The 6,299-nt window shown below is 60.1% G+C and carries 5 protein-coding genes and 2 pseudogenes; 3 read left to right on the forward strand and 4 right to left on the reverse strand.

Annotation, left to right across the window (positions count from 1 at the left end; genetic code table 11):
* Positions 1-335, reverse strand: a 335-nt coding sequence (locus ACOTYB_RS24355) for a hypothetical protein (RefSeq protein WP_204987998.1), incomplete at its 3' end; no start/stop codon positions are given.
* A gap of 326 nt (positions 336-661) precedes the next feature.
* Here ACOTYB_RS24355 and ACOTYB_RS24360 point away from each other — a divergent pair.
* From ACOTYB_RS24360 to ACOTYB_RS24370, 3 genes and pseudogenes are all read left to right on the forward strand, one after another.
* Positions 662-1,399, forward strand: coding sequence for a recombinase family protein (locus tag ACOTYB_RS24360; protein ID WP_001446887.1), 738 nt, complete (start codon positions 662-664; stop codon positions 1,397-1,399).
* Positions 1,396-1,620, forward strand: a complete 225-nt coding sequence (locus tag ACOTYB_RS24365; protein ID WP_000743213.1) for a hypothetical protein — start codon at positions 1,396-1,398, stop codon at positions 1,618-1,620. The genes ACOTYB_RS24360 and ACOTYB_RS24365 overlap by 4 nt, the downstream gene beginning before the upstream one ends.
* A 121-nt stretch (positions 1,621-1,741) precedes the next feature.
* Positions 1,742-1,846: pseudogene (locus tag ACOTYB_RS24370) on the forward strand (Arm DNA-binding domain-containing protein); the annotation flags it as partial.
* A gap of 253 nt (positions 1,847-2,099) precedes the next feature.
* On the opposite strand, the gene ACOTYB_RS24375 reads toward ACOTYB_RS24370, so the two are convergent.
* The 3 genes and pseudogenes from ACOTYB_RS24375 to ACOTYB_RS24385 form a co-directional block, all read right to left on the reverse strand.
* Positions 2,100-3,104, reverse strand: a complete 1,005-nt coding sequence (locus tag ACOTYB_RS24375) for an IS110-like element IS5075 family transposase (RefSeq protein WP_000427619.1) — start codon at positions 3,102-3,104, stop codon at positions 2,100-2,102.
* 78 nt (positions 3,105-3,182) lie between these two features.
* Entirely contained in the window at positions 3,183-6,149 is a 2,967-nt protein-coding gene (locus ACOTYB_RS24380; RefSeq protein ID WP_042863651.1) for a Tn3 family transposase, read from the reverse strand.
* A gap of 2 nt (positions 6,150-6,151) precedes the next feature.
* Positions 6,152-6,217, reverse strand: a pseudogene (locus ACOTYB_RS24385) (helix-turn-helix domain-containing protein); the annotation flags it as partial.
* Positions 6,218-6,299 lie beyond the last annotated feature (82 nt).

A 6,299-nucleotide genomic window follows, 5' to 3' on the forward strand; every position in this document is an offset into this window, starting at 1 on the left:
CGCCTGGTAAGCAGAGTTTTTGAAATGTAAGGCCTTTGAATAAGACAAAAGGCTGCCTCATCGCTAACTTTGCAACAGTGCCGCGCGACGAGCAGCAGCACCAGGAGCAGAAGCACGTCGAGAAAAAGCAACAGCAGATCGAGCAGCGCCCACGGCGGGCCGCTCGCATCGGATAAGTCGAAAAATCCGGCTAAAGTGGCCGAGCTGCACATCAGGCCGCGCGGTTTTCCTCCCTGATCGCCGGCGCGGTTTCTTCCTCCCTGAACCGCATGCAGACTTGCCGCCTCGGACACCCCGAGGCGGTTTTTTTTCGCCTCGCTCGAGCATCGCCGCATCCGACGATGCCGAGACGACCAGGCCGCGCACGTCGAGCTGCAGCATCGCCATTGCCGACGATGGCACCAGGTCGCCGGCGGTGGCCACCGACCTCGAGCTCGCATCGCCACATCCGACGATGCGCGCCGGCGTCGACCATCGCCAGGTCTGACGATGGCGGCCGCCCTGCCCTGGATCTCGCATCGCCATTTCTGGCGATGAGATCCACGGAGCGGCCATTTAGACCCGCCAATAACGACCCGGCCAAGATAAATCGCATGACGGCCTTTTTGGCCGGGGGTAGCATGACCGGACACTTTGCGTATGCCCAAAGGAGCCCGCAAGTATGCGCAGGACGAAGCCAGTAGCCGCGCCGATGGTGGCGCGGGTCTATCTGCGCGTCAGCACCGACGCGCAGGACTTGGAACGCCAAGAGGCGATCACTACGGCCGCGAAGGCCGCCGGCTACTACGTCGCCGGCATCTACCGTGAGAAGGCATCCGGCGCACGCGCCGACCGGCCTGAGCTGCTGCGCATGATCGGCGACCTACAGCCCGGCGAGGTGGTCATTGCCGAGAAGATCGACCGCATCAGCCGCCTACCTTTGCCCGAGGCCGAGCGCCTGGTGGCCTCGATACAGGCCAAAGGCGCAAGCCTGGCCGTCCCTGGCGTGGTCGATCTATCCGACCTGGCGGCCGAGGCCCAGGGCGTCGCCAAGATCGTGCTGGAAGCCGTGCAGATCATGCTTTTTCGCCTGGCCTTGCAGATGGCCCGCGACGACTACGAGGACAGGCGCGAACGCCAGCGCCAAGGCATTGAGTTGGCCCGCCAGGCCGGGCGGTACAAGGGCCGCCGTGCTGATCCGAAGCGCCGCGCCCAAGTTGTCGCGCTGCGCAAGTCCGGCTACAGCATCAACAAGACCGCCGAGCTGGCCGGGTACAGTGCGGCCCAGGTGAAACGGATATGGGCCGAGGTCAGCCAGGCCGAAGCGAAGCAGCACGGCGCGTTCGTGGAGGACGCATTGACGGAAGCCGATGCCCTGGCCGCTGTCGGCCAGGATGAGCGCCAGGAGGAAAGGGCATGAAGAAGCCGAACCAAGACGACGAGCCGTTTTTCATCACCGAGGAGATTGCGGCCGAAATGATCGCCGGCGGCTATGAGTTCGAGCTGCCGCCCATTCCTTGCACCATCCGCCTACGCGACGTGCTGGAGCGCATGACCGATGCTGAGCTAGCATTGCAGCCGGGCGAGATCGCCGACCAGGAGCGTGAACGCTGCCGGCGCAAGCCGTGTTCAACCTCATGATCTGGTCATGGTATTTTTCATGGCACTGAGCCTGATAGTTCTTGCAAATTGTTGTCACTAAAGGGTTTTGTGTGCTTGTTTACAATCGAGTGGGTATCGGAGACGAAGAAGGACAAGGTACATGCTGACCGATACCAAGCTGCGCAATCTCAAGCCCAGGGACAAACTCTACAAAGTGAATGACCGGGAAGGTCTCTATGTGGGGGTCGCCTCAGAAAACGGAATCTATGGTCACTCCCGTTTTTGCAACACCGATTTTGACGACAAGTTGGCTTGCTTGAATCTATCCGGCGTCTGAATGGGATTTTATTCCCGCGCCTCGATGAGTTCCGCGCCTGATGAACCTCCAGAAAATATACGGCTTCAATGAGCCTTTCCGTTTTACAGGTTCCTCAACAGGCCGGTGGGCCGTTAGTATCATCAATATCAGTATTCGCAAAACCAGATGAATGATTGTTTAAACTGGTGTATTTCTGCCTTTATGCTTCGTAAGTTTGCTGTCGCGCCGTCAGTGCCCAGGCTATTCTGGCCAGCTTGTTTGCCAGAGCACAGGTGACGACAAAGTTGCTTTTCCGACACAACAACTCCCTGACCCAGTCGGCCAACTTGCCAGACTGGTGTTCCAGTTTTTGTATGAATACCCTGGCACACTGAACCAACAAAGTTCGGATCTTTTTGTTGCCCCGCTTGCTAATCCCTAACAATGTCGTCCGACCTCCCGTGCTGTACTGTCGGGGTACCAGCCCTGTTGCCGCCGCAAAGTCACGGCTGCTGGCGTACTGCTTCCCGTCGCCAATCTCAGTTGAAATAGTACTGGCAGTCAGCGTTCCAACGCAGGGAATACTCAGCAAGCGCTGTCCAACCTCATCTTCGTCCAACTTTCGTTTCAACTGAGATTCCAGATCTTTAATCTGCTCAACAAGATAGTGATAATGCTGTTGTAATTTCAGCAGTAACTGGCTGAGATAAAGAGGCAAACTACTGTCCTCAAGAAGGGTACTCAGTCGACTAATAACGGCAGCACCTCGCGGAACGCTGATACCAAATTCCAGCAGAAAAGCATGCATCTGATTAGTTGTTTTCACCTTATCCTGAACCAGGGATTCACGGACACGATGCAGAGCTCGCATTGCCTGCTGAGATTCGGTTCTGGGCTGCACGAAACGCATAGATGGACGTGATGCTGCTTCACAGATAGCTTCAGCATCAACGAAGTCATTTTTGTTGCTTTTAACGAATGGGCGGACAAATTGCGGTGATATCAGCTTTGGAAAATGCCCTAACTCTTCCAGCTTGCGTGCCATAAAGTGAGAACCGCCACAGGCTTCCATCGCGATGGTTGTTGCCGGGCATGTCGCCAGAAATTCGATTAGCTTTGGTCGGGTGAATTTTTTACGGTAAACGGCCTTCCCACGATGATCCTGACAATGAATATGGAAAGAGTTCTTACCCAGATCGATACCAATAAGCGCAATGTTTTCCATGATGGTTCTCCGAATGAAAGCCTGTCCTCAGCATAGTACTGGGAAGGAGGGAGTGACCATCTCATTAAATAAAGCACGCTAAGCCGGTTGCAGCGGTCGTAGCGGCCTGAACTTGCCCGCGCCGATCTTGGCGCTGCTGCGCCAGAGGTAATCGCCGGTGAGGTTGATGTGCTCCCAACCGAGCGGCGACAGGTACTGCAACAGCGCGTCATCAATGGCATGGCCGTTGCCACGCAGCGCGTGCGCAGCCCGTTCCAGATAGACCGTGTTCCACAACACGACGGCAGCCGTTACCAGATTGAGGCCGCTAGCCCGGTAGCGCTGCTGCTCGAAACTGCGGTCGCGGATTTCACCCAGGCGGTTGAAAAACACTGCCCTGGCCAGCGCATTGCGCGCCTCGCCCTTGTTCAGGCCGGCATGCACGCGGCGGCGCAGTTCCACGCTTTGCAGCCAGTCCAGGATGAACAGCGTGCGCTCGATGCGGCCCAGCTCGCGGAGCGCCACGGCCAGGCCGTTCTGGCGTGGGTAGCTGCCGAGCTTTCGGAGCATCAGGGAGGCCGTCACCGTGCCCTGCTTGATCGAGGTGGCCAGCCGCAGGATTTCGTCCCAATGGGCGCGGACGTGCTTGATGTTGAGCGTGCCGCCGATCATGGGTTTCAGCGCGTCATAGGCGGCGTCGCCCTTCGGGATGTAGAGCTTGGTGTCGCCCAGGTCGCGGATGCGCGGCGCGAAGCGGAAGCCCAGGAGGTGCATCAGGGCGAAGACGTGATCGGTGAAGCCCGCCGTGTCGGTGTAATGCTCCTCGATCCGCAAGTCGGACTCGTGGTACAGCAGGCCGTCGAGCACGTAGGTCGAATCGCGCACGCCGACGTTCACGACCTTGGTGTGAAATGGCGCGTACTGGTCAGAAATGTGGGTGTAGAACGTCCGCCCTGGGCTGCTCCCGTATTTCGGGTTGATGTGGCCGGTGCTCTCGGCCTTGCTGCCGGTGCGGAAGTTCTGGCCGTCCGACGATGAGGTGGTGCCGTCGCCCCAGTGCTCGGCGAAGGGATGGCGGAACTGTGCGTTGACCAGATCGGCCAGCGCCGCCCCGTAGGTTTCGTCGCGGATGTGCCAGGCTTGCAGCCAAGCCAGCTTGGCGTAGGTCGTGCCGGGGCAAGACTCCGCCATCTTGGTCAGGCCCAGGTTGATCGCGTCGGCGAGGATCGTGGTCAGCAACAGGTTCTTGTCTTTGGCCGGGTCGCCCGATTTCAGATGCGCGAAATGCCGAGTGAAGCCCGTCCATTCGTCCACCTCCAGCAGCAGTTCGGTGATCTTGACGTGCGGCAGGATCATTGCCGTCTGGTCGATCAGCGCTTGGGCGGTGTCGGGTACCGCCGCGTCGAGCGGCGTGATCTTCAAGCCTGACTCGGTGATGATGGCGTCCGGCAGCTCGTTGGCCGTCGCCATACGGTTGACGGTGGCAAGCTGTGTTTCCAGCAGCGTCAGCCGGTCGTTCAGGTACCGGTTGCAGTCGGTGGCCACGGCCAGCGGCAATTCGCTGGCCTGCTTGAGGCTGGCGAATTTCGCGGGCGGCACCAGGTAGTCCTCGAAGTCCTTGAACTGGCGCGACCCCTGCACCCAGATGTCGCCGGAACGCAACGCGTTCTTCATCTCCGACAGCGCGCACAGTTCGTAGTAGCGCCGGTCGATGCCGGTGTCGGTCATGACCAGCTTCTGCCAGCGCGGCTTGATGAACTCGGTCGGCGCGTCGGCGGGCACCTTGCGGGCGTTGTCGCTGTTCATGCCGCGCAGCACCTCGATGGCGTCGAGCACGTCCTTCGCGGCGGGAGCGGCCCGCAGCTTGAGCACGGCAAGGAATTCCGGCGCGTAGCGGCGCAGCGTGGCGTAGCTTTCGCCGATGCGGTGCAGGAAATCGAAGTCCTCGGGCTGCGCAAGCTTCTGCGCTTCGGTGACGCTCTCGGCGAAGGCATCCCAGGACATGACGGCCTCGATGGCGGCGAACGGATCGCGGCCCGCCTGCTTGGCCTCGATCAGCGCCTGGCCGATGCGGCCGAACAGCCGCACCTTGGCGTTGATCGCCTTGCCGGACGCCTGGAATTGCTGCTGATGCTTGTTCTTGGCGGCGTTGAACAGCTTGCCCAGGATGCGGTCGTGCAGGTCGATGATTTCGTCGGTGACGGTGGCCATGCCCTCGATGGCAAGCGCCACCAGGGTGGCATAGCGTCGCTGCGCCTCGAACTTGGCCAGGTCGGCGGGCGTCATCTGGCCACCCTCACGGGCGATCTTGAGCAGGCGGTTCTGGTGCACCGACCGCTCGATGCCAGAAGGCAGGTCGAGCGCCTGCCACGCTTTGAGGCGTTCGATGTGTTCCAGCATGTGCCGCGAATTCGGTTTGACGGGCGATTGGCGCAGCCAGGCCAGCCAGGTCGTTTTGCCGTTGTCCCGACGCTTGAGCAGATCGTCGAGGCGGCGGCGATGCGCGTCCGACAGCGGTTCGGCCAAGGCATCGTAGATGCGCCGGTTGGCGCGGGTGATTGCTTCGGCGCTCGCCCGCTCGACGGCGTTGAGGGCAGGCAGAATGACCGACTGCTGCCGCAGGTGCTCGATCAAGGTGCTGGCCAGCACGATGCCCTTGTCGGTCTGCAAGGCCATCTCGGTCAGCAACTGGACGGCCTGCCGGTAGTGGCCCATGGTAAAGGGCTGGAAGCCGAACACCGTTTGCAGTTCGACCAGGTGCTCGCGCCGGGTCTGCTCCCGCTGCCCGTATTCGTCCCAGCTTTCGACGCTGACCTTGAGCTGGTCGGCGACCAGTTTCAACAAGGGCGGAAACGGCGGCTCATCGACGCCCAGGATGACACCAGGAAAGCGCAGGTAACAGAGCTGCACGGCGAAGCCCAGCCGGTTGGCCGGGCCGCGCCGCTGCCGGATGATGGAGAGGTCGGTTTCGCTGAACGTGTAGTGACGGATCAACTCATCCTTGGTGTCCGGCAACGCCAGCAGGCTTTCGCGCTCGGCGGCGGACAGGATTGAACGACGTGGCATATTTACTGATCCGTTCTCAAGTATTGATACAGGGTTTCGCGACTGATTCCGAATTCACGAGCCAGCTTGGCACTGTTGCAAAGTTAGCGATGAGGCAGCCTTTTGTCTTATTCAAAGGCCTTACATTTCAAAAACTCTGCTTACCAGGCG

The organism is Enterobacter cloacae complex sp. IR5450 (genome assembly GCF_049238665.1).
GTDB lineage: Bacteria > Pseudomonadota > Gammaproteobacteria > Enterobacterales > Enterobacteriaceae > Enterobacter > Enterobacter hormaechei_C.